This is a genomic window from Pararhizobium sp. LjRoot238, assembly GCF_964252955.1.
GTDB lineage: Bacteria > Pseudomonadota > Alphaproteobacteria > Rhizobiales > Rhizobiaceae > Pararhizobium.
The window spans coordinates 2,315,136-2,338,604 of record NZ_CAXUPP020000001.1 but is presented as its reverse complement, the minus strand read 5'-3'; the positions used below and the strand labels follow the sequence as shown (position 1 = coordinate 2,338,604).

General features: G+C 60.7%; 18 protein-coding genes. 13 read left to right on the top strand and 5 right to left on the bottom strand.

Going from position 1 to position 23,469, the window contains the following annotated elements; all coding sequences use genetic code 11:
* Positions 1 to 3 precede the first annotated feature (3 nt).
* On the bottom strand, positions 4 to 1,005 hold the full coding sequence (locus ACSQ3F_RS11385) for a Gfo/Idh/MocA family protein (RefSeq protein ID WP_436100306.1): 1,002 nt from the start codon (positions 1,003 to 1,005) through the stop codon (positions 4 to 6).
* Entirely contained in the window at positions 1,002 to 2,051 is a 1,050-nt protein-coding gene (locus tag ACSQ3F_RS11380) for a LacI family DNA-binding transcriptional regulator (RefSeq protein WP_436100305.1), read from the bottom strand. The genes ACSQ3F_RS11385 and ACSQ3F_RS11380 overlap by 4 nt, the downstream gene beginning before the upstream one ends.
* A gap of 333 nt (positions 2,052 to 2,384) precedes the next feature.
* On the opposite strand from ACSQ3F_RS11380, the gene ACSQ3F_RS11375 reads away from it, so the two are divergent.
* On the top strand, positions 2,385 to 3,548 hold the full coding sequence (locus ACSQ3F_RS11375) for a dihydrodipicolinate synthase family protein (RefSeq protein WP_436100304.1): 1,164 nt from the start codon (positions 2,385 to 2,387) through the stop codon (positions 3,546 to 3,548).
* Positions 3,549 to 3,656: 108 nt separating this feature from the next.
* Entirely contained in the window at positions 3,657 to 4,520 is an 864-nt protein-coding gene (locus ACSQ3F_RS11370; protein WP_436100303.1) for an FkbM family methyltransferase, read from the top strand.
* 26 nt (positions 4,521 to 4,546) lie between these two features.
* Here the strand turns inward: ACSQ3F_RS11370 and ACSQ3F_RS11365 are convergent, their stop codons facing one another.
* Positions 4,547 to 5,029, bottom strand: coding sequence for a class I SAM-dependent methyltransferase (locus ACSQ3F_RS11365; protein WP_436100302.1), 483 nt, complete (start codon positions 5,027 to 5,029; stop codon positions 4,547 to 4,549).
* A gap of 232 nt (positions 5,030 to 5,261) precedes the next feature.
* Between ACSQ3F_RS11365 and ACSQ3F_RS11360 the strand changes: the two genes are divergently transcribed.
* Positions 5,262 to 6,440: a DUF3095 domain-containing protein gene (locus ACSQ3F_RS11360; protein WP_436100301.1), complete on the top strand. Its 1,179-nt coding sequence runs from the start codon at positions 5,262 to 5,264 to the stop codon at positions 6,438 to 6,440.
* On the opposite strand, the gene ACSQ3F_RS11355 is transcribed toward ACSQ3F_RS11360, so the two are convergent.
* Positions 6,430 to 7,779 (bottom strand): nucleotide sugar dehydrogenase, encoded by a 1,350-nt coding sequence (locus tag ACSQ3F_RS11355; protein ID WP_436100300.1) that lies wholly within the window; start codon positions 7,777 to 7,779, stop codon positions 6,430 to 6,432. The two genes, ACSQ3F_RS11360 and ACSQ3F_RS11355, sit on opposite strands and share 11 nt — an antisense overlap.
* A 263-nt stretch (positions 7,780 to 8,042) precedes the next feature.
* Between ACSQ3F_RS11355 and ACSQ3F_RS11350 the strand changes: the two genes are divergently transcribed.
* From ACSQ3F_RS11350 to ACSQ3F_RS11315, 8 genes are all read left to right on the top strand, one after another.
* Positions 8,043 to 9,395 (top strand): adenylate/guanylate cyclase domain-containing protein, encoded by a 1,353-nt coding sequence (locus ACSQ3F_RS11350; RefSeq protein WP_436100299.1) that lies wholly within the window; start codon positions 8,043 to 8,045, stop codon positions 9,393 to 9,395.
* Positions 9,396 to 9,652: 257 nt separating this feature from the next.
* Positions 9,653 to 11,554: an ABC transporter ATP-binding protein gene (locus ACSQ3F_RS11345; protein WP_436100298.1), complete on the top strand. Its 1,902-nt coding sequence runs from the start codon at positions 9,653 to 9,655 to the stop codon at positions 11,552 to 11,554.
* Positions 11,551 to 13,452 carry an ABC transporter substrate-binding protein gene (locus tag ACSQ3F_RS11340; RefSeq protein ID WP_436100297.1) on the top strand — a complete coding sequence of 634 codons (1,902 nt, stop codon included), beginning with the start codon at positions 11,551 to 11,553 and terminating at the stop codon, positions 13,450 to 13,452. Before ACSQ3F_RS11345 ends, ACSQ3F_RS11340 begins: the two co-directional genes overlap by 4 nt.
* Positions 13,453 to 13,454: 2 nt before the next feature.
* Entirely contained in the window at positions 13,455 to 14,453 is a 999-nt protein-coding gene (locus ACSQ3F_RS11335; RefSeq protein WP_436100296.1) for an ABC transporter permease, read from the top strand.
* The gene (locus tag ACSQ3F_RS11330; RefSeq protein WP_436100295.1) at positions 14,450 to 15,625 is read left to right on the top strand and encodes an ABC transporter permease; all 1,176 of its coding nucleotides are present in this window, start codon (positions 14,450 to 14,452) and stop codon (positions 15,623 to 15,625) included. The genes ACSQ3F_RS11335 and ACSQ3F_RS11330 overlap by 4 nt, the downstream gene beginning before the upstream one ends.
* 60 nt (positions 15,626 to 15,685) lie before the next feature.
* The gene (locus ACSQ3F_RS11325) at positions 15,686 to 16,894 is read left to right on the top strand and encodes a glycosyltransferase family protein (RefSeq protein ID WP_436100294.1); all 1,209 of its coding nucleotides are present in this window, start codon (positions 15,686 to 15,688) and stop codon (positions 16,892 to 16,894) included.
* A gap of 7 nt (positions 16,895 to 16,901) precedes the next feature.
* Entirely contained in the window at positions 16,902 to 18,149 is a 1,248-nt protein-coding gene (locus ACSQ3F_RS11320) for a glycosyltransferase (protein WP_436100293.1), read from the top strand.
* The gene (locus ACSQ3F_RS11315) at positions 18,146 to 19,327 is read left to right on the top strand and encodes a glycosyltransferase family protein (RefSeq protein ID WP_436100292.1); all 1,182 of its coding nucleotides are present in this window, start codon (positions 18,146 to 18,148) and stop codon (positions 19,325 to 19,327) included. The genes ACSQ3F_RS11320 and ACSQ3F_RS11315 overlap by 4 nt, the downstream gene beginning before the upstream one ends.
* 7 nt (positions 19,328 to 19,334) lie before the next feature.
* On the opposite strand, the gene ACSQ3F_RS11310 is transcribed toward ACSQ3F_RS11315, so the two are convergent.
* The gene (locus ACSQ3F_RS11310; protein WP_436100291.1) at positions 19,335 to 20,012 is read right to left on the bottom strand and encodes a class I SAM-dependent methyltransferase; all 678 of its coding nucleotides are present in this window, start codon (positions 20,010 to 20,012) and stop codon (positions 19,335 to 19,337) included.
* Between the two features lie 38 nt (positions 20,013 to 20,050).
* On the opposite strand from ACSQ3F_RS11310, the gene ACSQ3F_RS11305 reads away from it, so the two are divergent.
* A complete protein-coding gene (locus tag ACSQ3F_RS11305) occupies positions 20,051 to 20,650 on the top strand; it encodes a hypothetical protein (protein WP_436100290.1) in 600 nt (199 codons plus the stop codon).
* An 8-nt stretch (positions 20,651 to 20,658) separates the two neighbouring features.
* Positions 20,659 to 23,376 carry an ABC transporter transmembrane domain-containing protein gene (locus tag ACSQ3F_RS11300; RefSeq protein ID WP_436100289.1) on the top strand — a complete coding sequence of 906 codons (2,718 nt, stop codon included), beginning with the start codon at positions 20,659 to 20,661 and terminating at the stop codon, positions 23,374 to 23,376.
* Positions 23,377 to 23,469: the final 93 nt, after the last annotated feature.

The following is a 23,469-nucleotide window of genomic DNA, read 5'->3' as shown; positions in this document are numbered from 1 at the left end:
GTCTCAAAGTCCGGTTTCGATGCGTACGGTGCCGCCGCTTGCCGCGGCCTGCACGACGGCAAGCCCGGTGCTCAACGACCAGATGCCATCCTCGCCACTGCAAAGTGGCTTGCCCCTACCGGCGATGGCATCCTCGAAGGCCGCGAGCGTGTTTTGGTAGAGATTGCGGTGACTGATCGACAGTTCGGTCTCGCCATCGACGTTGCGCAGCGTGACCGTGCCGACCGGCTGCTGGGTCATGCAGTCGCGGCCGATCAACGAGCCTTCGGATCCATGGACCTCGAAGCCCGTAGTCGCGTATTTCGTGGTGAAGCCGTCGTGGAATTGCGCGATGAGCCCGGATTTGAACCGCAGCACGCCCATTGCCGCGTCGTCCAGCCCGGCCTTCGCCATGCCGCCATATTGCCCAACGGCGATCGCCTCGACCGGATCGTCGCCAAGCACGAAGCGCAGCGTGTCAGTATCATGCACGGTGATGTCGAGAATGACGCCGCCGCCGGCCTCAGGCCTGTCGAGACGCCAGCCCTGCAGATGTGGCGGCAGGTAGACCGCATGAAAGACACGGGCCGCCAGAGGTTTGCCGATCGTCCCGGCGGCGATCGCGTCGCGCATGGCGCGATGGGTCGCAGCACCCCGCAGGTGATGATTGGTCGCCATGACGACGCCGGCGTCACGAGCCGCCTGCACCATCGCATGCGCATCTTCGATCGACATCGCCAGCGGCTTTTCGCACAGAATATGCTTGCCGGCCTTCGCCGCGGCGATGACCTGGTCGCGGTGCAGTTCGTTGGTGGTGGAAATATAGACCGCCTGCACATCGGGATCGTTGACAAGGTCATCGACGCTGGCCACCGACTTGGCGATACCATGATCGCGCGCATAGCCCGCACCGCGCTCGGCGCTGCTGCTCATCACCGAAACGATCTCGCCACCGACGGCGCGCATCGCGTCGATCACCCACTCATGGGCAATCGTGCTTGCCCCGATCAAACCCCAATGCGTCATAGCAGAGACAGCCTTTCCCTCTTGTCGGTCGCAGCACCACAGCTCTGGCGCACGACGAGCCGCACCGAACTGACGATCGCTTCGGCATCGACCCGTCCGGCATTGATCTGCTTCAGAAGCAACTGCGCGGCCCGTCGGCCCATGCCCTGCGGATCGACGGAAATCGTCGTCAGCGCCGGCACCGCCGTCTGCGCCTCGATCACGTCGTCGAAGCCGATGACGGCAAAATCCTCGCCCGGGTCGAGACGATGGGCGCGCAGCCCGTCGCAGACCCCGAAGGCGACCGCATCGTTGAAGCAGACCGCCGCCGTCGGTCGCTCGCGCAGCAGCAGTGCCCGCTCGATAGCCGCAACACCGCCTGCCCGCGATGGTGCTGAACTGATGACCAACTCATCATGAACAGCGAGATCCATGTCCGAGAGCGCATCGCGATAGCCTTGCAGTCGCTCATGAAAGACCGCCGTATCGGGAAAGCCCCCAAGGAAGGCGATGCGGTGATGACCGAGCCCAGCAAGATGCCGCACGGCTTCGCGCGTGCCGGCATGATTGTCCGAAACCAGTGACGAAACCTTGGCGCCCGCGACCTGGCGCACGACATTGACCACCGGAATACCGCTCGCCACTAGAGACTTCAGGTCGGCAGCTTCCGTGCCGCGCGCCGGCGACAGGATCAGGCCGGAAATACCGTGTTCGCGCATCGAGGATATGACCTCGCGCTGGCGATCGAGGCTTTCGGCGGTATTGGCAAGGAACTGGACATAGCCGGCCGACTGCACGACCATGTCGACCCCAACGGCAAGCTCGGCAAAGAAGCTGTTGGTCAGGTCGTTGACGACGATGCCGATGATCTTCGATTTGGCATTGGACTGGCGCAGATTGGCCGCGCCGCGATTATAGACATAGCCAAGCTCGCGGATGGCCGCATTGACCTTGGCGCGGGTCGCTTCGTTGACGAGGGGGCTCGCTTGCAGCACGAGCGACACGGTCGACTTCGACACGCCGGCGGCGCGTGCAATATCGATGACCGTGACCCGTTCCTTACCCACATCTTCCTCCCAGCGAGATCTTTTCGCCTCAACATCTGGCATTAAATAATTGGAACGTTCCAAACTTGTCAAGCGGTTTTCTTGAAAAATGCACCCACCAGGCTGGCGATCCGCCCTCAACGGAGCCCTCAGGCAAGCCGTACGTCGTTTATCAATTTGATTTTAATCAATAATATGTTGAACTATAGGAAAAAGCAGGCCCATAAAGACACACAATGAAGAGGCCTCCGCCCCTCAAAGAGAGCGCCGCAGCGCAATATTCGCAATAAATTACCTCTTGAAATTTGGAACGATCTAAATTATTCGGCTTGTAACATCCGAGGAGGAGCCTGCATGTCCGCCACCCTGTCGCTGCCGCGCGCCGATGGCTCGCTTGAGTCTTACCGCCTTGTCGGAACCCCGATCGCGCGGCCCGCAGCAGTCCCGACCTTCAATCGCATCGCCTATGCGGCCGCCCACGTCGTGTCCGATCCGCTGGCCGATCTGCAGCCCTGGAACCGCCCCGCTATCGACTGGGACGCGACGATGGCGTTCCGGCATCATCTCTGGGCGCTGGGCTTCAAGATCGCCGAGGCGATGGATACGTCACAACGCGGCATGGGCCTTGACTGGGCCGGCGCGCAGGAACTGATCCGCCGCTCGCTCACCGAATCACGCACCGTTTCGGGCGCCGATCTCGCCTGCGGCGCCGGCACCGACCATCTGTCGCCGTCCGACACGCGCTCTTTGGACGATGTCATCCGCGCCTATGAAACGCAGATCGGCTTCGTCGAACGGGAAGGTGGCCGGTCGATCATGATGGCAAGCCGGGCGCTGGCCCATATTGCCAGATCGCCGGATGACTATCGCAAGGTCTACGGCCACATTCTTCGCCAGACGAAGGACAAGGTCGTGCTGCACTGGCTCGGCGATATGTTCGATCCGCAATTGAAGGGCTATTGGGGTTCGGAAAATTTCGAGGACGCTTTGGACACGTTCCTGTCGATCATCGAGGAGAACAAGGCAAAGGTCGAAGGCATCAAGATCTCGCTGCTCGACAATGCCTGTGAGATCGCGCTGCGCAACCGGCTGCCGGACGGCGTGCTCTGCTTCACCGGCGATGATTTCAACTATGCGGAACTGATCGAAGGCGACGGCCGCAAATACAGCCATGCCCTGCTCGGCATTTTCGATGCCGTCGCACCCTCGGCATCGAAGGCGCTGGCTTCGCTGGCGGCAGGCGACGTCGCCACGTTCCGCAGCGCCATCGAGCCGACCGTGCCGCTCTCGCGCAAGATCTTCGAGGCGCCGACGCAGTATTACAAGGCCGGCGTCGTCTTCCTCGCCTGGCTGAACGGCCACCAGAAGCACTTCACCATGCCGGCCGGCATGCAATCGGCCCGCGGCGTGCTGCACTATGCCGACATCTTCCGCCTTGCCGACAACGCCAATGTGCTCGACAAGCCGGATCTGGCCATGGAGAGAATGAAGGCCTTTCTCGTCACGCAAGGGTTCTGAGTTCTCTCAGACCCCGCGATTGTTGCCGTCTTTTTCGCAGAAACGCCTTCATTTCTTGCCTCATCTCGTGTTGAAGAAGGACAAGCAAATGCGGGAGACGGCGAAGGCATGGCTGCTATGAAATCCTGGAGGCGTCGACTGCGCAAATGGCGCAACCGCGTCGCAAGACGCGTCTTAAGCACCCGCACCGGTCGCGAGATGCTCGTCTGTTCTGTCAGCCCGAACATACTGTCGATGACGGCCGATTGCGGCGACCATCTGATGACTTTCTCACCGCACGACTACATCGGCCGGAAAATCTATCGCAAGGGCCATTTCGAGCGCGAGAACGTCGATCGCCTGCTGGCGATCCTGCGCCAGCGCAATCTGTTGAGGCAGGATGCAGTTCTGCTGGAACTCGGCGGCAACATCGGCACACAAACCATCTATTTTGCCCTGAGCCAGGCGTTCCGCCATATTCTGACCGTCGAGCCCGATCCGCGCAATTTCAAACTGTTGCGGACCAACATCGACCAGAACGGGCTGAGCGATCGCATCACCGCGATCAACAGCGCCGCAGGCGAAGGCGAAGGTGCGCTCGATTTCTTCCTGCACCGCGACAATCACGGCAAGAGCAGCGCCCTGCGCCAGAGCGACCGGGACATCGCCATCACGGTTCCGGTAAAGCCCGTCACCACCATCCTCACAGAGGCGGCCATCGCGCCGGAGGAAATCGGGCTGATCTGGATGGATATCGAGGGATACGAGCCGATCGCGGCCCGCTCGATGCAGCCGCTGCTTGAGCGCCGCGTGCCGTTCTATATGGAGTTTTCGCCGATCTTCTACGGACCTGACGGATCAAAGGCTTTCGTCGATCATCTCGCGCAATTCTACGAAAACTGCATCGTCTTCTTCGAGGAAGGGCAAGTCGAGATGAAGGTCACGGCAATGCCGATCGAACAGGAGCAGTTCGACGTCCTGCTCCTGCCTTGAGAGCGAAAGGCGTCGCCTTAGCCCGATCAGCGCTTCCGGTAGAAATAGGTCCGTCCCGGCTCGGCGCCGGCTGGAAGCGGCAGCGGCTCAAGCGCGGAATGGTCGAGCGGCAGGCCGCTTGCGGCGATGCCGCCGGAGGCAAGCGCCGCGGCGACCGATTGCGGCAGCCAGGTCAGCGTCTGGGCATCCTTTTCCGGATAGGCCGTGCCGATATCGGCATGCGCAAAGGCGATATCCTTTCCGGCAAACTGCTCGATCGTCTCCTGGATATCGCCGAGGATGAGATCAGCCTCCGGCGGCGTCGAATCGGGATGAGAGCCGACGGCACGATCGAAAGCGATGATGCGGTTGTTTGGAAACAGTTCACGGATGTGATCATAGGTCCGTCCGTTTCCGAGCCCGATTTCCAAAATCACGCCATCGGGCGCAACCATCGCGTTGTCCTTGATATGATTGAGAACAGCGCGCTGCGACTGCATACGTGAAATAAAACTATCGAGGCGGCTCATCTAAACTGTCCATCCATTCCAAATCACGCGGGCCAAATCATGCGGCCAAATCATGCCGGTTGTCCCGCTTAACACGAGGTCGCGCGCCCGGTCGACCGCAGCTGCATGAAATAAGCTGCTATTTCAATCACGCGGCGGTATGCCACAAGCCCACTCGCATCCGCACATTTTTGACATCCGCGATCGTCAAACCGCCGTCGCCTGCCCTGCGCGAATATGGTAGCCTGACGGCATGAGCCAGCTTTCCAGCGAAACATTCTTCAGTGCGCTTCCGGTCTTCGTCGAGTTCGAAGGCGTTGCCGACGCCAGCAATTACCGGGCGCTGCCCGCCGACTGGGCGCTGGCGACCGCCGACATCGTCGATTCGACCGGAGCGATCGAGGCGGGGCGCTACAAGGCCGTCAACATGGCCGGCGCCAGCGTCATCTCGGCGATCTTGAATGCGCTCGAGAAACACGATCTCCCCTTCGTGTTCGGGGGCGACGGCGCGCTGGTCGCGGTTCCCCCCTCGGGGGTGGAAAAAGCGCGCGCCGCCCTCTCGGCCGTGCAAAAATGGGTTACGGAAGAACTGCAGCTGACACTTCGCGCTGCCCTCGTTCCCGTCGGCGATGTCATCGCCGCCGGCCTCGAAGTGCGCGTCGCGCGCTTTCAGGTCAACCCGAACATCTCCTATGCGATGTTTGCCGGCGGTGGCTCGAGCTGGGCGGAAGCCCGTATGAAGGAAGGCCTGTTTGCCGTCCCGCCAGCGCCAGAAGGCGCGCGGCCCGACCTGACGGGCCTCTCCTGCCGCTGGAACCCCATTCAATCCCGCCATGGCGACATCGTCTCGATCATCGCGGTGCCAACCGGCTCCGGCAACAACGAAGCGTTTCAAGCTCTGATTTCCGATGTCGTCGCGCTCGCCGCCGGCGAAGAGCGGGACGGTCACCCAGTCGCTCCGGAAGGTCCGCAGATCGGTTTGTCGGCGGCCGGGTTGTCAGCCGAAACGAAGACCGCGCCCAAAGGCAGACGCTTTCGGCACCGGCTTTTCATCCTTGCGCAATATCTGCTGACCGTCGGCCTCTACCGTTTCGGGCTCACTCTTGGAGGGTTTGACCCACAGCAGTACCGGCGCGATGTCGCTCGCAACACCGATTTCCGCAAGTTCGACGACGGCCTGAAGATGACGATCGACGTTGATCCGGACAGGCTGCGCCGCATCGAGGCGCGGCTGGAGGAAGCGGCCAAGGCCGGCGTCTGCCGCTACGGCCTGCACCGGCAGGATTCGGCGCTGATGACCTGCATCGTGCCGACGCCGCTCAGCCACGACCACATGCACTTCATCGACGGCGCAGCGGGCGGTTATGCGGTCGCGGCCAGCCGCCTGAAGAAACAGGGTTCCGCAGCACCTTCCGTCGCGGCTACGCCTTGAGGATCGTCTGGCCTTCAATGCCTCTTCTTGCGAAGGCATTGCGGGTATCGACGATCAGCGGCGCCCAGCGGGCAAGCGCGGCATAGTCCACCGCATCGTGATCAGTGGCGATCAACACTGCATCGAAGGCCTTCACCGATTGCTCGGTGAGCGGCACCGATTGCCGCCCCTTCAGCGCCATGTACTCGCGCGTCCGCGGAATTTCGGCCACATGCGGATCGTGATAGGCAGCACTCCCGCCGCGTTCCTCGATCAGTTCTATCAATTTCAGCGAGGGGCTTTCGCGGATATCCGGCACGTTCTTCTTGTAGGCAAGGCCGATCAGCAGAACGCGCGAACGGCTGAGCGCCTTGCCGAGATGGATGTCGAGCGCTTCGGCGAGCCGACCTACGACATGACGCGGCATGGCCGAATTGATCTCGCCGGCAAGCTCGATGAAACGGGTCGGCAGTTCGTATTCGCGCGACTTCCAGGTCAGGTAGAAGGGGTCGATCGGGATGCAGTGGCCACCAAGTCCAGGGCCTGGGTAGAACGGCATGTAACCGAACGGCTTGGTCTTGGCAGCATCGACCACTTCCCAGATGTCGATGCCCATCGCCTCGTAGACGACCTTCAACTCATTGACGAGGGCGATGTTGACGGCGCGAAAAATGTTCTCCGTCAGTTTCACGGCCTCGGCCGTCGCCGTGGAAGACACCGGCACCACGGTCTGGACGGCAGCGCCATAGAAAGCCTCCATCAATTTCGCTGCCTCGGCGCCGTCGCCGGCGACAATCTTTGGGATGCTCGACGTATGGAAATCGCGGTTGCCGGGGTCTTCGCGCTCCGGCGAGAAACCGAGGAAGAAATCCTGCGCCGACTTCAATCCGGTCTTTTCAAGGATCGGCCGCACGACCTCGTCCGTCGTGCCGGGATAGGTGGTCGATTCCAGCACGATCAACTGTCCGGGCTTCAGCGTCTCGGCAATGCGGTCGCAGGTCCGGGTAATGAACGAAAGGTCTGGATCACGATATTTCGTCAACGGCGTCGGCACGCAGATGATGATGATGTCGCAGTCGGCAAGCCGGCCGAAATCCGTCGTCGCCCGGAAGCGGCCTTCCGCCGTCTCTGTGGAGAGAACCGCGTCCGGCACCGCCTCGATATAAGAGCGTCCGGCATCGATGGCGACGATCTTCTGCGGGTCGATATCGAAGCCCGTGACGGCAAATCCGCTGCGTGCGACGGTAATTGCCAGCGGCAGGCCGACATAGCCGAGACCGATCACGGCAGCTTGGGCGGTGCGGTCCGCGATCTTCGAAAGAAGGGTTTCGCTTGGGGAGGAAAGGACGGTCAAATGCATGTTCCCGGCTGATCGTGGCACGTAAAAGCAGCTTAGCTGATGCCGGTCAGTTGAGGATAAAATCACCGGGTGTCAAGCATTGGCTCCGATCGGGCCATCGCCGGACGCGCAACGATCCGCCAAATTGTTGGCACGCAATCTGGTTTTGCCGATATCGCCTCCTATATTGATCGAGGCGCTAGCACCGGGCCACCGAGAAGCGGTCTGGATATACCGGGTCAGCGAACCGCCGGATTTTCGTATAGAAAGCGGCGAGACACGCTATGAACATCCATGAGACGAATGTTTCCATTCACCTGCTGGACCGCGTATCGAACTGGTTGCAGCAGACCGCCCTCAACGGTGAAAATCTCGAAACGGTGGTGACGGGCTTCTGTGAAAGGCTGGCAGCGGCCGGCTTGCCGCTCAATCGCGTCCACCTGAGCTTCTCGATGCTGCACCCCCTCTACGATGCGCTGGGGTTCACCTGGCTGCGTGGCCGGGGTGTCACCGTCGAGGGCTACCGCGCCGACCCCAACGGCGACAAACCCGATCGTTTTCTCCTCAGCCCCTATTATTACCTGCTCAGCAACAATCTCGACCACATGCGCCGGCAGATCGATCCGACAGGTCCGTCCGAATTCCCGATCTTCGACGATTTGAAGGAAATGGGCGTCACGGATTACATCGCCTTCGTGCAATCTTTTGGCGAAACCTCCGGCCAGGGCATGATCGGCTCCTGGTCCACCGATGCGCACGGCGGCTTTAGCGACAACATCATAGAGGCGCTGTTGCGCATCCAGAACAGCCTGGCCGTGGCAGCCAAGATGGCCGTTCTCGGTAAACTCGCCGACAATATGCTCACCACATATCTCGGTGAAAATGCCGGCAAGCGGGTGCTGTCGGGCCAGACCCGCCGCGGCGATGGCGAGACCATCCGCGCGGCACTCGTCATGGCGGACATGCGTCAATCGACGGTGCTTGCAGAGAAGGAAGGCCGGCAGGTCTACATCGATACGCTCAACCAGTTCTTCGATGCAATCGCCACGCCGTTCAGCCGCAACGGCGGCGAAATCCTGAGTTTCCTCGGCGACGGCTTTCTCGCCGTCTATCCCTGCGGCCGTCACCGCGAGCCATCACAAGGCGCCGCCTTGGCAGCGATGGCGGCAGTTCGCCAGGCAACGGCGCGCATGGCCGAACTCAATGCCGACCGCGGCCGGCAGCGACTTGCCGACGTCAAATACGGCATCGGACTGCATGTCGGCAACGTCATGTTCGGCAATGTCGGCCTCAACGACCGCCTGACCTTTTCCGCTTTCGGGGTCGCGGTCAACGAGGTCGAGCGGCTGCAGGGTCTGACAAAGAAATATTCCAAGCCAATCATAGCCAGCCAGTCCTTCGCCACATATTGCGGCGGCGACTGGGTCACGCTGGGCCACGAGAAGCTGCGCGGCGTGGGCCAGAAGGTCACGGTGCTTCTCCCCGGAGAAGAGAACATGAAGCTGGACAATGGCGAGACCATGCAGGGCCGCTCGCTGGAGACACGCTCGGAGGCCGAGCAGGTGATGCTGCTTTACCGCAACAGCAAGAAGAAAGCGCAGCCGCGCGAGCTCCTCTGGAACAAGCTGTTGCAGTAGAGACGAAGGCTATTGGCGCGGCCCGCGTCTCAATAGCCTTGGCGGGACGCAGAACAGCACGATCCCGTTCGAATGATTGCTCTTTTTCCGTTCGCAGCGCTTGGCTGCCAGGGTCATATCCGTACACACTTTACCAGCCGAAGGTCATGGACAGGCCAAATCCTGTGCGATAGTCTCCCTATAATGAAGCCGGGCCTCTACCCGGAGGCGAGCCTTGCGCAATCGCGAGCCGCCGTGAAACAAGGACACCTGCTGGCATGAATTCAGGCGCGGACCTGTTGCGGATCGAGGATTTGAGTATCTCGTTCGCGATGCTCGGCGGGCAGATCGATGCCGTGCGCAAGGCAAGCCTGCGCGTGCTGCCGGGCAAGGTAACGGCACTCGTCGGCGAGTCCGGTTCGGGAAAATCCGTCATCAGCCAAGCGGTAATGGGCATCTTGCCGAAGACGGCGTCCTGCAGCGGCCGCATCCTCTTTTGCGACCCGGCAACCCGGGAAAGACCGGCCGATCTTCTGCAGATGCAGCGCGACGGGCGGGAAATCCGCAACCTACGCGGCAATCGCATCGGCAAGATCTTCCAGGAACCGATGACCTCGCTGTCGCCGCTCCATACGATCGGCAACCAGATCAGCGAATCCCTGAAAATCCACACGGAAAAGTCTGGCCGGGAAGGGCGCGAGCGCACCGAGGAAATGCTCGGATTGGTCGGCTTTGCCAAACCGTCGCGCGCCTTCGACATGTATCCCTTCGAACTGTCAGGCGGCATGCGTCAGCGCGCGATGATCGCCATGGCGCTGATCTGCAATCCCTCGCTTCTGATCGCCGACGAGCCGACGACCGCGCTCGATGTGACCATCCAGGCGCAGATCCTGCAATTGCTGCGCGGACTGCAGACCAAGCTGAACATGGCGATGCTCTTGATCACCCACGATCTCGGCGTCGTCGCCAATGTCGCCGATGAGGTGGTGGTGATCTATCACGGCGAGATCATGGAAGCAGGGCCGGTCGAGACCATCTTCCGCAAGCCCTCGCACCCCTACCTCAAGGGCCTGATGGCCGCCGTGCCGCATTTCGACATGAAGCCCGGAGAACGGCTGAAGGCACTGCGCGAGGTGCCGGTGAATACGAGCAATTTGCTCGGAAAGCAGAAGCTCGTCGCCCATGCCCAACCCGTCAAGCCCGACGTTCTGCTCTCGGTACGCGACATCAGCAAAACCTTCAGCACGCGCAAATCGAGTTGGCTGACCAAGGATACCGCAACCGTGACCAAGGCGGTCGACGGCGTCAGTTTCGACATCATGCGTGGCGAATGCCTCGGGCTCGTCGGCGAAAGCGGCTGCGGCAAGACGACGGTCAGCAAGATCCTGATGCGCGCCGTAACACCCGACGCAGGCGCGGTCATGCTCAACAGCAGCGACGGCCCGATCGACGTGCTGAGTGCCGAAGGCGCTGGCCTGCAGGCGCTGCGCACCAAGGTGCAGATGGTGTTCCAGGACCCGGTCTCCTCGCTGTCGCCGCGCATGACGGTGCAGAATATCCTGAGCGAGCCGCTCGAAATCCATGGACGCGGCAGCGGCAAGTCGCGCGTCGAGACGGTCAAGGCCCTGCTCAAGGCGATCGGCCTCAACGAGCGTCATCTCAACCGTTATCCGCACAGCTTCTCCGGCGGCCAGCGGCAGCGCATCGGCATCGCCAGGGCGCTGGCGCTCGGGCCGGACCTGTTGATCTGCGACGAGCCCGTCTCGGCGCTCGACGTTTCCGTCCAGGCTCAGATCCTCAATCTTTTAAAGGACCTTCAGAAGGAACTCGGGCTCACCTATCTCTTCATCTCGCACAACCTCGCAGTCGTCGATTACATGGCCGACCGGATCGCCGTGATGTGCGGCGGGCGGATTGTCGAGGTCGCCCCGCGCGAGACGCTGATGCGTGCGCCTGTCCATCCTTATACGAAGTCGCTGCTTGCCGCCGTACCCTTCCCCGATCTCGACCGGCCGCTCAACTTTTCCATACTCAATCCAAGCGGTGCTTCCGACAAGCGTAGCTGGGGCAAACAGTTTTCCGATGAGGGCGATGAGGACGCTCTGTCGACCGCGGATCTTGGCAACGGCCATCTGGTCCTTGCGCGGCGAAACGCCGACGTAAGGGAGTTACGACCGTGATTACCCGCAGAACGACACTTGGAATGCTTGCCTCGGTGCTGGTTCCCGGCACAAGCCGCGCCACGCCGGAGCCTGATTTTCTCCGACCCTATCTGCGCGCGCAGACGCTGCCGGTTCTCAGCGAGCGGATTCCCAAAAATCCGCGCCGCATCAATCTTGCCGCCATGGGCCGGGAGCCCGGAAAATATGGCGGAACGGCACGCATGCTGATTGGCAGCCAGAAAGACATCCGGCTGATGACGATCAACGGCTATTCCCGCCTGGTCGGCTACGACGAGAACCTGCAATTCCAACCGGATATCCTTGAAAGCTTCGATGTTCAGGAAGGTCGCATCTTCACGTTCAAGATACGGGACGGCCATCGCTGGTCGAACGGCAGCTACCTGACATCGGAGGATTTCCGCTACACCTGGGAAGATGTGATCCTCGACAAGAATCTGCGCAAGGGCGGCGTTCAGCGCGAGCTTCTCGCCGATGGAAAACCACCGGTCTTCGAGGTTCTGGACGAATTGACCGTCCGTTACACCTGGAGCGCGCCGAACCCCGACTTCCTGCCGGGTCTTGCGGCCGCATCCCCGATCATCCTACTCCTGCCATCTGCCTACATGCGGCATTTTCACAAGAAATATCAGGATGAATTCCGTCTCTCGGCATTGATGAAACAGTACCGCGCCAAGAAATGGGCCGATCTGCATATCAAGATGTCGCGGCAATATCGTCCTGAAAACCCCGATCTGCCGACGCTCGATCCATGGGTCAACAGAACTGCGCCGCCGGCCGAGCAATTCGTCTTCGAGCGCAATCCATTCTTCCACCGGGTCGATGAAAACGGACTGCAGCTACCCTATATCGATCGCTTCCTGCTCAATATCAGCTCGTCCGAAATCATCCCGGCCAAAACGGGGGCGGGCGAGAGCGACCTTCAATTTTCAGGTGTCGACTTCTCCGACTACGCGTTTTTCAAGGACTCGGAAAAACGCTACCCGGTGAAAGTCAATCTTTGGAAGAGAACACAAGGCTCACGCATCGCCCTGTTGCCCAACCTCAATTGCAGCGACAAGGTGTGGCGTGATCTGTTCTGGGACGTGCGTGTGCGTCGCGCCCTTTCGCTCGCGATTGACCGGCACGAAATCAACATGGTCAGCTTCTATGGCCTCGGCAAGGAAAGCGCCGACACGATCCTGCCGGAAAGCCCGCTGTTCAAGCCCGAATATGCCTCGGCATGGGCGAGCCATGATCCGGGTGAGGCCAATGCCCTGCTGGACCAAGTCGGCCTAGTACAGAGGAACAGCGCCGGTATTCGCCTCCTGCCGGATGGGCGCGAGGCGCAGATCGTCATCGAGACCGCTGGTGAAAGCACGCTCGAAACCGATGTTCTGGAACTGGTCAAGGACCACTGGATGAAAATCGGTTTCTCGCTTTTCATCAAGACGTCGCAACGCGACGTTTTCCGAAGCCGCGCGATGGGCGGCGACATCATGATGTCGATGTGGTCGGGCATCGAAAACGGAGTGCCTACGGCGGATATGAACCCGGCACAGCTTGCTCCAAGCGCCGACGACCAACTGCAGTGGCCGGTCTGGGGCATGTACTATCTCTCCCTCGGGCAAAACGGCCATGCTCCGGAATTGCCGGAAGCGATTGCGCTCATCGAGCTTGTGAAGGAATGGCGCGGGACCGTCGATACCGTCGAAAGGACGCGTATCTGGCACGAAATGCTCGATATCTACACCCAGAACGTATTTTCGATCGGCATCGTCAACGCCACCCTTCAGCCGGTGCTTCATTCCTCCTATCTGCGAAACATTCCCGAAAAGGGCCTCTTCGGCTTCGATCCGACCTGTTATCTCGGGGTCTATATGCCAGATACCTTCTGGTACAGCAGCGAGGTTAGCTGATCATGTTGCGTTACATATTCTGGCGCATTCTGGCGATGATCCCGACGCTGCTGATCATCTCCGCGCTGGTCTTCACCATTATCGAACTGCCGCCGGGTGACTATTTCGAAAGCTACATCTCCGAACTGCGTGCCCAGGGCGAAGCGGTGGACATGGCGGAGATCGAGGAACTGCGCGCGCAATACGGCTTCGATCGTCCGCCGGTGCTGCGCTATTTCCATTGGGTCGCCGGCATGCTGCAGGGCGACTACGGCTATTCCTTCGAATACCAGCTTCCCGTCAACGAGGTCGTCGGCGACCGCCTCTGGCTGACCGTTCTGGTGTCCTTCGTCACCATCCTGTTCACCTGGCTTGTCGCCTTTCCGATCGGCATCTATTCCGCCACCCATCAATATAGCTGGGGCGATTACGGGCTGACCTTCCTCGGCCTGATCGGCATCGCCATTCCGAACTTCATGTTCGCGCTGATCCTGATGTATTTCGCCAATATCTGGTTCGGCACCTCCATCGGTCATCTGATGGACCAGAAATACCTGGCCGAACCGATGAGCTGGGAGAAGATGAAGTCGATCCTGGAGCATCTCTGGATCCCGGTGCTGATCGTCGGCACGGCAGGCACCGCCGGCATGATCCGAAGGCTACGCGCCAATCTGCTCGACGAGCTGCAAAAACAATATGTCGTGACGGCACACGCCAAGGGCTTGCATCCGTTCCGTGCGCTGGTCAAATATCCGCTGCGCATGGCACTCAACTTCTTCATCTCGGACATCGGTTCGATCCTGCCGGCGATCATTTCCGGTGCCGAAATCACCGCCATCGTTCTGTCTCTCGAAACAACGGGCCCGATGCTGATAAAAGCGTTGCAAAGTCAGGATATGTATCTTGCCGGTTCGTTCCTGATGTTCCTGGCGTTCCTTACCGTGATCGGTGTGCTCATATCGGACATTGCGCTTGCCCTGCTCGATCCGCGCATCAGACTGCAAGGCGGTAGCACCAAGTGACGATATCCCTTCCCGAATCCGGCGCGCCGCTGGCGCACTACGTATCGACCGCGCCCTTCGACCCGCATTCCGTCGATGTGATGACCGAGGAACAATCGCGCGTCTATCAGGCGTCGCAGACGCGGCTGATGTGGTGGAAATTCAAGAAACATCGCCTGGCGCTGTACTCGCTCTATTTCCTCGGTTTTCTCTACGCGATCATTACCATCGTCGAATTCCTGGCGCCTTATAACCTGCACACGCGCAACGTCGATTTCATCCATTCGCCGCCGCAGCGGGTTCATCTCTTCCATGACGGCAATTTCGTCGGACCGTTCGTCTATGGGCGTACCATGACGCTCGACATGGACACGCTGCGCCGCATCTACGCGGACGATGTGAACAGGGTCGAACCGATCCGATTCTTCTGCAGCGGCGACAGCTACCGGTTCTGGGGCCTGTTCGAAGCCAACAAGCATCTGATCTGCCCGGCCAAGGATGGGCAGTTGTTCCTGCTCGGAAGCGACCGCCTCGGTCGGGACGTGCTGTCGCGCATTCTCTATGGCGCCCGCATATCGCTGACCATCGGCCTGCTCGGCATCACCATGAGCTTCGTGCTCGGCATCGTCATCGGCGGTCTCGCCGGTTATCACGGCGGCGTCTTCGACCTGATTGTCCAGCGCATCATCGAGGTGCTGCAGTCCATCCCGAGCATTCCGCTGTGGATGGCGCTGGCCGCGATCATGCCGGTGACCTGGAGCCCGATCCTCATCTATCTCGGCATTACAGCCATTCTTGGCCTGCTCGATTGGACGGGCCTCGCGCGCGCCGTGCGCTCGAAGCTGCTGGCGCTGCGTGAAGAGGATTATGTTCTGGCAGCGCAGCTCATGGGCGCAGGCTCGAGCCGCATCATCGGCCGCCACCTCGTGCCCGGTTTCATGTCGCACCTGATCGCCACGGCGACGCTGTCGATCCCCGGCATGATCCTCGGCGAGACCGCACTCAGCTTCCTGGGCCTGGGTCTTCGTCCGCCGATCACGAGCTGGGGCATCCTGTTGACGGAAGCCCGCAGCGTCAGCGTCATTGCTTTTTATCCCTGGCTGTTGTTTCCAACCATTCCGGTCATCCTCGTGATTCTAGCCTTCAATTTCCTGGGCGACGGTCTTCGCGATGCTGCCGATCCCTATAAGTGAAGTGGAACCTGATATGCTGAGGAAGATGGGCAGTGCGAGGGGAGACAAGAGGCTCCGCTCATGACCCGCCGGATCGAAGACGCCCGGATTCTGATGTACAGCCACGACACGTTCGGCCTCGGTCATCTGCGGCGATGCCGCACCATCGCGCATTCGCTGGTCGAGGATTATCGCGGCGTCAACATCCTGATCATCTCGGGCGCCACCATCGCCGGTGCCTTCGACTATCGCGCCCGCGTCGATTTCGTGAAAATCCCGAGCGTCATCAAGCTGCGCAACGGCGAATATACCTCGATGGACCGGCATATCGACCTGCACGAGACGCTGAAGATGCGCAAGTCGATCATCCGCCACACGGCCGAGACCTTCCAGCCGGATATCTTCATCGTCGACAAGGAGCCGATGGGCCTGCAGGGCGAAGTCGAAGAGACCCTCGCCTATCTGAAAAAGCAGGGGACAACCCTGGTTCTCGGCCTGCGCGAGGTCATGGATGCGCCGCTTCTTCTCGATGCGGAGTGGAAGGCCAACGACGTGATGCGCAAGATCGGCCAGTTCTACGACAGCATCTGGGTCTATGGCCCTCCGGATTTCTACGATCCGCTCGTCGGTCTCGACGTTCCCCCGCATGTTCGGGCGAAGATGGATTTCGTCGGCTTCCTGCAGAGAAGCGTCTCCCCTGACGTGGAGTCCGAGCACAAGCCGAAGGGCGACTACATCCTGGTGACCACCGGCGGCGGCGGCGACGGCTCGGACCTGATCCATGACGTGATCGACGCCTATCAGGAAGATCCGACGCTGACGCACAAGCTGTTGATCGTGCTCGGCCCCTATATGCCGGCGAAACAGCGGCACAAGCTGATCACGAAATGTGCGAAGATCCCCTATCTCGAAGTGATCGAATTCGACAACCGGATGGAAGAACTGATCGCTGGTGCCAAGGCAGTGGTCGCCATGGGCGGCTACAATACCTATTGTGAAATTCTGTCCTTCGATAAGCCGGCGCTGATCGTGCCGCGCGTCATGCCACGCGAAGAGCAGTTGATCCGCGCCAGCCGCGCGGCCGAGCTTGGGCTGATCGACATGCTCCTGCCCGAGGACGCCAGCGACCCCATGCGCTTTGCCGCAGCCCTCAAGGCCCTGCCGGACCGACACCCGCCGTCGAAAAGCGCTTCTGGCATGACGCTTGAAGGTCTTGCCAATATATCGCAGATCGTCGGAGAATGGCTCGGTCGCCGTGAACACGAGCACCTGACCGTCCTGAAGGGGTGATCTCACTTTGACGCAAAGCCGCAAGATCGTCGTGGTGCTGAAGGGATATCCGCGCCTTTCGGAAACTTTCATCGCCCAGGAACTGCTTGGATTGGAAAGGGCCGGTTTCGAACTGGCGCTGGTGGCGTTGCGCCGCCCGACGGACAAGAAGCGCCATCCCGTGCACGACGAAATCCGTGCTCCGGTTCACTATCTTCCGGAATATCTGCACGAAGAGCCTTTGCGGGTCGCCCGCGCCTTCGCACACTGTCTTGCGAAACCCGGTTTCTGGCGCAGCCTTCCGGCGTTCCTGTCCGATCTCTGGCGCGACCGTACACGCAACCGGGTTCGCCGCTTCGGCCAGGCGATGGTTCTTGCTGCCGAGTGGCCAAAGGGTGGTGAATGGCTGCACGCCCACTTCATCCACACACCGGCCTCCGTTGCCCGTTACACCAGCACGATCATGGGGATCGCCTGGACCTGCTCGGCCCACGCCAAGGACATCTGGACGTCACCGGAATGGGAACTTGCTGGCAAGCTCGCCAGCACCCGCTGGACCGTGACCTGCACGCAGACGGGATTTGACCATTTGCGGCATCTTGCCGGCGCCAAGCCGCATGTGCATCTGAGCTATCACGGCCTCGACCTTAGCCGTTTCGGCGTGTTTGACGGCGTGCGACCGGCCTCTGACGGCTCGCGGCCGGACGAGCCCGTGACGATCATGAGTGTCGGCCGCGCCGTCGAGAAGAAGGGCTTCGACATTCTGCTGCATGCGCTCAGCCTGCTGCCCAGCGACCTCAACTGGCGGTTCGAACATATTGGCGGTGGTGACCAGCTGAAGAGGCTTCAGGCGCTGGCGGCTGAACTCGGTATCGCGGGCAAAGTCGTCTGGCACGGATCACTGTCGCAAACGGAAGTTCTGCAGCACTACCGCAACGCCGACATTTTTGCCCTTGCCTGCCGCATCACGGCAGATGGTGACCGCGATGGATTGCCGAATGTGCTGGTCGAAGCATCGAGCCAGGCTCTGGTCTGCGTATCGACGAACATTTCTGGCGTCCCGGAATTGCTCGTCGATGGCGAAAACGGCTTGGTCGTGCCACCAGAGGACCCGCAAGCCTTCGCTGATGCCCTGGAAAAGGCCATTCGCGATCCAGCCCAGCGCCAGCGGTTGGGCGAAGCGGCGGAAAGAACCGTGCGCCGGGAATTCGACCACCACGCCAGCATCCGCCAGCTGAAAACCCTCTTCGAGACTGAATGGCAGGCAGCGCAATGACCAGTAGCCGGACGGCGTCGCCGCGCGTCTTTTTCTATGTCCAGCACCTGCTCGGCATCGGTCATCTGGCGCGCGCCAGCCGCATTGCCGGTGCGCTTGCCGCAGATGGTTTCGAGGTGACCGTGGTAACGGGCGGCACGCCGGTCCCTGGTTTTCCCGGACCACAGGTACGCCACATCGCCTTGCCACCGATCACGGCCAGCAATGCTGGCTTTTCCGGGCTTGCCGATATCGACGGCAACCCGGTCGGCGACGCCTTCAAGGCAAACCGCCGCGACCTGCTGCTGACGGCATTCCGGGAAAACCGCCCTGACATCGTCATTATCGAAGCCTTTCCGTTCGGCCGCCGCCAGGTCCGCTTCGAACTTCTGCCGCTCCTCGACGAAATCGCCACGATGGACGACAAGCCCATGGTTGTGACATCGCTGCGCGATATACTGCAGGAGCGCTCCAAGCCCGGCCGCGACGAGGAAACAGTCGCAGTATTGAAACGGTATTTCGACAGGGTCCTCGTTCATGGAGATCCGTCCTTCGCCCGGCTGGAAGATACGTTTCCGCTTGCCGCCGAGATCGCCGACAAGGTCGTCTACACCGGGCTCATCGCAGCACCGCCCCCCGCCGAACCGACGGAGCGTTTCGACATCATCGTATCGGCCGGCGGCGGCGCAGTCGGCAATGCCTTGATCCGCGCGGGCCTCGAAGCAGCAAAATCGATCGACAAGCCCTTGTCCTGGCCCTTGTCCTGGCCCTTGTCCTGGCCCTTGTCCTGGGCCTTGATCACTGGTCCCAATCTGCCGCAATCCGATTTCGATGCGATCTCGGCGGATGCGCCTGATCATGTCAGCGTCTATCGGTTTCGCCCGGACTTCGCGAGCCTTCTCAAGGGCGCCAGACTGTCTGTGTCACAAGCGGGCTACAACACGGTCTGCGACATTCTGCGCGCCGGCTGCCACCCGTTGCTCATCCCCTTCACCGCCGGCGGCGAAACCGAACAGACGGTTAGGGCCGAACGCCTCGAAAAGCTGGGGCTCGCCCATGTGCTGACCGAGGACGCGCTGTCGCCGGCGAGCATGACGCAGGCGATCGAATCGGCGCTCGAAGCCTCCGGCCGTCCGCCGCAAACGCTTGATCTCGATGGCGCTCACCGCACGGCGGAAATTCTGCGCGGTCTCCTCTGATCACCGATTAGACGGTGCCGATCACCATGAAGCGGGTGTATTTCTTCATCGCCAGAGATCCGGCAAAGGCAACGTGGCCGAGCGCCGTCTGGTCCCGGAAGGCTTCAAGCGACGGGACGCAATTGATGTGCGTCGGCTCGCTGAAATAATCGTTCGACTGCAACAGGACCTGCGTGCCGCGCGGCAGCAGAGACAGCCATGCCGAAAGATCGGCGATGTGCTCGCAACTGGTGTTGATCACCAGATCGGCGCCGGAGGTCCTGTAGTCGAGCGCGTACATATCCTGCGTGATTGCGCGAAATCGCTCCGCCGCCTTGACGTTCAGCGTTTCGGCCACCTCTGCGACCTGCGGATCGATATCGACGCTCTCGATCAGCCCGACCTCGAAGCGGCTGTCATCGAAGAACATTCCTGACAGCACACCATACCACCCACCGAGAACGACGATGTGGTTAAATTTTCCACCAAGGCTTTCAAACAGCTTGTCGCGTGCCCATATCTTGCTTCCAACCTGCTTGTGGTTGAAGGCCGTACCAAGGTCCGCGTCCGGATATTTGGCGACGACTTTCGCAAGACCTTCGACCAGAGAGCTTCCCGTATAGGCGGCCAGACCGCGGATGATATCGAAGGCACTTTCGTGCCAATCTATTGTGTTTGCTTCGTTTGTTCGGGTGGTTTTCATCATGCGCGTGTTGTAGTCTGGACTTTTCTGGAGTGCAAGGAATGCAAGTCAACCTGAAGGATGCCGTCTCCGTTTCTGACAGCCTGGAGACAGGAAAGGACATACCGCATCTGGCAGGAATTGGCGCAACCATGCGGCAGGTCTTTGCCGCGCATTTCATGCGCGACTGCCCGCACGTCCTGGAAATTGGTGGCCATATCCGGCCCGTCACACCTTACCTCACCCATCATCCGCTGTCGGTGACCTCCGTCGATCCGAAAGCCGAGCCTTACGAAGCGCACGAGCTGAACGGTAGGCAATGTCACGTGCGGCATATTCAGGCCAAGTTCCAGCAGATCGATTATCACTACCAGCCCGGCAGCTACGGCCTGGTCATGCTCGGCTATTCGCTGAAGCCTTTCGGCCGCAAGGACCCGCTTGGCGAGTTGCTGTTCTCGCTGGTCGACAATGCCAGAACCGTCGTCATCGAATACGCGCCAGAGCTCGAACGTGCTGCATCACAGGTGCCACAGATCGTCCGCCGCCCATCGGTCAAAATCCGGGGGCAGTTCGATCTTCACCTCCACGACCCCGAGATCGCCGGCACGCCCTATGCCGCCCGGCGCTTCTACGTCCTCGACACCCGCTATTCGGTGAGTTGAACCCGCCCATGGAAAAACGTCTCTCCCGATATATCTGGACCCATACGCGCGGTCAGCAGCTCTGGATTCTGCTGGTCGTCGCGGTCTCGATGGTGCCCTATTTCCTGTCGTTCGACCTGCCCAAGCAGATCGTCAATGGACCCATTCAGGGCCAGGGTTTCGATCAGCCGGGCGCCACCCAGACCTTCATGAACATCAGTTTCGACCTGCCCTGGCTCGGCACCGTCGCGCTGTTTGACGGCATCGAACTGACGCGCATGCAGATGCTGTTCGCGCTCAGCCTGGTGTTCCTGGCTTTGGTGATCATCAACGGCCTCTTCAAATTCTACATCAACACCTACAAGGGGCGTCTCGGCGAACGGCTGCTGCGGCGCATCCGCTTCGAACTCGTCGACCGCATCCTGCGTTTCCCACCCAGCCAGTTCAAGCGGATGAAGGGGGCGGAAGTCTCCAGCATGGTGAAGGACGAGGTCGAACCGCTAGGCGGCTTCACCGGCGACGCGTTCGTCCAGCCGGCGCTGCTCGGCGGACAGGCGCTGACGGCGCTGTTCTTCATCTTCATGCAGAATGTCTGGCTCGGCCTGATCGCGGCCGTCATGGTCGGCGTCCAGGCGGTGATCATTCCGCGCATGCGCCGGCGCCTGCTGGTGCTTGGCCGCGAACGCCAGATCACCGCGCGCGAACTTGCCGGCCGAGTGAGCGAAATCGTTGACGGCATCGGCACGATCCACGCCTATGATACCTCGAACTACGAGCGCGCCGACATCGCCTCGCGCCTCGGCCGCATCTTCAAGATCCGCTATGACCTCTACCAGTGGAAATTCCTGGTCAAGTTCATCAACAACTTCCTCGCCCAGCTGACGCCGTTTCTGTTCTACTGTATCGGCGGTTATCTGGCGCTGCAGGGCCGCCTCGACATCGGCCAGCTGGTCGCGGTGATCAGCGCCTACAAGGATCTTCCCGGCCCCTTGAAGGACCTGATCGACTGGGATCAGACTCGTCAGGACGTCCAGGTAAAATACGTTCAGGTCGTCGAGCAATTCAGCGTCGACCGGACGATCGATCCGTCCATTCAGGCAGTCGCCATCGAGAATGCCGGCTCGATGAAACACCCGCTGGCGGCGGTCAACCTGTCGCTTGCAGACGATAGCGGGGCCAAGCTGCTGGAGCGCGTTTCCGTGCAGATCCACCCCGGCGAGACGGTGGCGATCGTCGGTGGTGCTGCCGGCGGCGGCGATATGCTGGCCGAAGCCTTCGCCCGCCTGACCTGGCCCGAGACCGGCAAAGTCACCGCCGGCGGCGACGATCTGTTGGAACTGCCGGAATCCATCACCGGTCGCGGCATTTCCTATGTCTCGGCGGATGCCTATTTCTTCTACGGCAGCCTGCGTGACAACCTGCTCTACGGCCTGAAACATGCGCCGTTGAAGGACGCCATCTATGAGGGCAGCGGTGCCGCCCACCGCAAATGGGAGATCGACGAAGCGCGGATGGCCGGAAACCCGGACTACGACGTCAACGGCGACTGGATCGACTACCAAGCCGCCGATGCGACGGATCGGGATGATTTGTTTACACCGGTCCTGTCGGTGCTGGATACCGTGCAGTTGTCCAAGGACATTCTCGACCTCGCGCTTCGCAGCACCGTGTCTCCCAACGACCATCCTGGCCTTGCCGAGGGCATCGTCGAGATGCGCCATGCCCTTCGCGACGAGCTTGAGGAAGCGGGCCTCAGCAACCTCGTCGTCTCCTTCGAGCCGGGAGCCTACAACACCGAGGCGACCGTCGGCGAGAACCTGTTGTTCGGCACCGCGACTGGTCCGGCATTCATTGGCAAGGCCATCGGCAAGAACGCCTATTTCCGCTCCGTGGTCGGCCGCACCGGCCTCGACCGCATCATGTTCGATATGGGGTACAGCATCGCTGAAAACGCCGTGGAACTGTTTGCCGACCTGCCGCCGGATCATCCGTTCTTCCAGCAGCTCACCTTCATGACGGCAGACGACATTCCGGAATATCAACTGCTGCTGCAAAAGCTGAAAGGCAAGGGCTTCGAGGCCGCATCCGAGGATGAGCGGGGCGCCATCATCCGCCTGAGCTTCCGTTATATCGAGCCGCGGCATCGTTTCGGTCTCCTGACCGACGAGCTGATGGCAAAGATCGTCGATGTCCGCCGTCAGTTCCATGACGGCCTGCCGGAAGACATGCGCGGCGATATCGAACGCTACGACCCGGAACATTACCTGGCATCCGCAAGCCTGATGGACAACATCCTGTTCGGCCGCATCAGCCACAAGCATTCCGACGGCTCGAAGCGCATTCGCTCGATCGTCAGCTCGCTGTTGAACTCGCTCGGCCTCCTGGAGAATGTGATCGATATCGGCCTGGACTTCAATCTCGGTACCGGCGGCAAGCGCTTGACCTCCGTGCAGCGGCAAAAGCTCAATCTGGCCCGTGCGCTGGTACGGCGTTCGGATTATTATATATTCAACCGACCGCTACCCGGTCTCGACCACCGCCTGCAGGATGAAATTGTCCGCGACGTGCTGAAGCTGGTGCGCCGCGACGGACGCGATCCAGCAGTCGTCTGGGTGCTTTCGAATACCGCGCTGTCGAGCCTTTTCGATCGTGTCCTGGTCTTCGACCGGGGCATGCTGGTGGAGGACGGGACGCATGCTGCACTTGTTGAGAATAACGGTATCTTTAAGGAACTTGTGTCATCATAATGTAAAAGGCAAAGTCCCTGCCTGCGCCGCGCGTGCGCCGCGGCGCAGGCAGGGGCATCCTTCCAGACGATAGCGTCGATGAAGATCATCGGC